The following is a 3,324-nucleotide window of genomic DNA, read 5'->3' on the forward strand; positions in this document are numbered from 1 at the left end:
GCACACAACCCATCCAGCAATTTGTCCTGAGTATCGCTCAATTGGGCAGGAAATCCGTACCGTTTAAGCCATGCACGCTGTTGCTTTGGATCATCCGCAACAGGCCAATACCACTTGGGCAATTGGAACATCATGGCCAAGTTCTGGCGCGTGGGATGGCGCAGATTCTGGCTGATGGCAGACTCCTCCTCCAACTCTTCTCCTTTTTTCTCTTTGGCTGTCGGGAGAGCGCTTTCTTTGGTGACAGTTTTGATGGCGGGTGGCAGTACTGTGCCGGTTATGCTGAGCATTTGGCGCAAGATTTCCCGCTTGGAATCCTCGACTGATTTTTGCGGTACCAGGGTATCGGCGATTTGCTCAACCACCTCCCAATACGGATGGTGTCTGCCAAGGAAATAGCCCTGTGGGACAGGTTCGTCCGAAGTTGCCAAGTGCGGGGTGTACGGCAGCAGAAAATAGGGTGGCAACAACTCTGCCCGTTCGCCGGTTTTGACCGCAAGACGATTTTTTTCCAGAATGCCCATGGCCTTTTCCAGGGATTGTCTTGCTTGCGGATCATCCATGTAATGGGCTGGCACCGGCCCAAAAGCTACCAGCAGTTCCGAGGAATAATACAACGGGGGCACTCGCTGTGGCCGCAGCTTTTGCAGCGTAAGGTCCAACCCTTCCAGGTTTTGATGGTTCAGACCAGAGACCAGCACCACCCGCTCGGCCAGATACCCCATGGCCAACTCTTCCATGGCCAGATACCCGGTGCGACAGTCGATCAAGAGAAAATCGATGCCCGATTGGCTGGGATGATCCTCCAGGCGGAATGATTCCAGATCCTCCCGGATCAGGCGGGCAAAATATCGTAACGCTTTTTGCTCTGGCTCCTCGGACTCGCTGGCCTCTGCAGAGGGTATCGGTACCTTTTGCGACTCTTTGACCGGATCGACTTGCGGCAAGGCCACACTACCCGACGGCAACACCATCATCCGCCCCTTGCTCCCCCAGCGATTGCTCCCTTTGGGTGGCTTGAGCTGACGCAGCATAAGACTGGGCGGAAAAAATTGAAAAGTGCTCTCCTCCAGATTCTGCGTCATATAAAAGGTTGTCAAGAGATCGCTGATACCCAATTTATGGTATTCATTATTTTTGCGTGGTTTTTCTAGCCAGGGGTGCAGGCTGATGCCCGGCGCATGCAGATCCATGTCCAGCAAGGCCACAACATAACCCTTGCTCGCCCAATAGTCGCCCAGATGAAACATCAAGGAAGAACGACCAACACCGCCCTTAAAGGAGTAGAACGTAAAAATTCTCATGGCACTCTTTGGGTAGACTTCAGAAAGAGATGGCTCAGTTAAAAACTGACCAATTTTGCCACTGAAGGAATCGGATAAGTAAAATCTTTCCTTCCTCCATGTGGCATGGCTGCGATCTTCGCCAAGTTATCGACTATTATGCAACGTGCCTTTTCCTGAGCGTCGACCTCATCTGCCTCTGACTCCAGTGGATCATAATCGGTCAACACCTCTTGAGCGCGGGGGCCAAGAGTGATGATCTTCTCCTTTTTGTAGCGCTGACGCACCACCAATTCCCATCCCTCCAACTGAGTCAGAATACGGGAGAGGTTGGACGGACCAATCTGGGGAAAGGCTTCCGCCACCTGCTGCTGAGTCATTTTGCCACGAATTCTCAGCAAATCCAGAATCCCCGGCACATACAGACGATTTTTGACACCTTCTGGAATGGCCGTATCCAGCACCGACAAGCGATCTTCCAACAGATCACTAAAAGCCCGCCAGCGCACCGCATAAGGCTTGTCTAGGGCATTAAATTTTTCCGCCCGGAGAGGATGAATCACGCGCAACAAATGTTGATTCAAGGCGTCAAACTCCTCGGCACCAGCATGGTCCCGCAGCAGGCGCGCCAGTCGAACCCGGTAGGCATGATCCAGCAACCCGGCTTCATGGTCATCAAACTCTGTCATTCCCTTCACAGCGCGCAAAATCTGCTCCAATGCCTCTGGAGCTTGTGCCAACCAAAGAGGATGGGCATAACGCAGAATAAAAGGGGTGTCAGAGGCGTTCATGGACTCATTTTCCATAATCTGTCAATAGAAACAATTGTAGAACAATTTACCATACCCGAACGAAGCTGTCAGCCATCGCTGTCATGACAGGCTCAGTTTTTTCAGACGAGATGCCGGAATAACCCAGTCCGGTTGGCAAGCGCCATCCGCTGCAGGGTAGACAAAACCATGACTTATCTTTGATGCAAACGTTTGATCCGGCGTTTGGTTGGCAAGCAGGATCCGAGCCCCGCATTTGTTGTGCACATGTTTTGCTTGGTCTGCATGCGCCCGAACACCACTATCAAAACTCATGGATGGCACCAGTAACCAGTCGGGGGCCAACGTCTCCAACATCTTGACTACGTCGCCATCTTCTTCGCAAAAATCACGACATATCAGCAATGCGAACACCCCTATCGAGGTTCGCCACAGCGTGACTTTGCTACCGGGGGTAATCTGTTCATGGCACAGTTTGTCCGAACCAAAAGCTCGCAGCTTATCGTGCCTCAAGATTTCGTTTCCAGAACCGTCACACAACCAAGATCGATTAAAAGGATATTTGTTATTCTTTAAATCGTCAACCTCATGATAACTTCCCGGAACCACCAACAAAAAACCGGGCTCTTCTTGATCCAACCACCCCAGCATCTTGTTGCGCAACTGACGACACAGCGACAGTTCCGGCATGATCACAATGTGGGCAGCCGCCACTTTGGCCTGCTCCAAGGAAGTGCGGATCGAAAGCCACCGCTTGCCTGGATCGTCCAGTCGTTCACTGGTGCACTTATTCTGCCCGATTCCTGGCCACTTCGGCACCACCCCATCGGGAAACGTGCCAAGCCAAACCCTTAATTCACTACCAATCCTTATTCTCAAGTCACGGGCAAGACGATTGGAATGGGCCACAACAATTTTGAGCTTGTATTGCTCTTGATCAGCAGAAACAACAGGATACGGTTCAAAAACCGCTGGCACAATCATATGATGACGCAACCAGTTGCGCAAATGGCCACGCTGTGAAACATGCGCATGCTTGGACGATAATGAAACAGCACGTTTAAAAACTAGTGGGCCGACAAAGCTGACCTGACAGTCTTTCGTTAATCTGTTACACTCCCCCGCTTCAGGGGATTCGGGCGGGAGTGTGTGACATGATCAAGTATGTGGTACGTCTGACGCTGACAGAGCGGAAGAGGTTGGAGGAATCAATCAGCAAGGGCCGAGCAGCAGCATCCGTTCTTCTGCGTGCCAGGATCTTGCTCAAGGCG

At 51.8% G+C, this 3,324-nt stretch carries 3 protein-coding genes; all 3 read right to left on the reverse strand.

Going from position 1 to position 3,324, the window contains the following annotated elements; all coding sequences use genetic code 11:
- Window positions 1–1,304: KGGVGR-motif variant AAA ATPase (locus tag EJP87_RS14825; RefSeq protein ID WP_130472637.1), on the reverse strand; the 1,304-nt coding region annotated here is incomplete at its 3' end.
- A 38-nt stretch (window positions 1,305–1,342) separates the two neighbouring features.
- On the reverse strand, window positions 1,343–2,074 hold the full coding sequence (locus EJP87_RS14830; protein WP_130472638.1) for a helix-turn-helix domain-containing protein: 732 nt from the start codon (window positions 2,072–2,074) through the stop codon (window positions 1,343–1,345).
- A gap of 81 nt (window positions 2,075–2,155) precedes the next feature.
- On the reverse strand, window positions 2,156–3,037 hold the full coding sequence (locus EJP87_RS14835; RefSeq protein ID WP_130472639.1) for a carbon-nitrogen hydrolase family protein: 882 nt from the start codon (window positions 3,035–3,037) through the stop codon (window positions 2,156–2,158).
- Window positions 3,038–3,324: the final 287 nt, after the last annotated feature.

It is taken from the genome of Candidatus Magnetaquicoccus inordinatus (assembly GCF_004217665.1).
GTDB lineage: Bacteria > Pseudomonadota > Magnetococcia > Magnetococcales > Magnetaquicoccaceae > Magnetaquicoccus > Magnetaquicoccus inordinatus.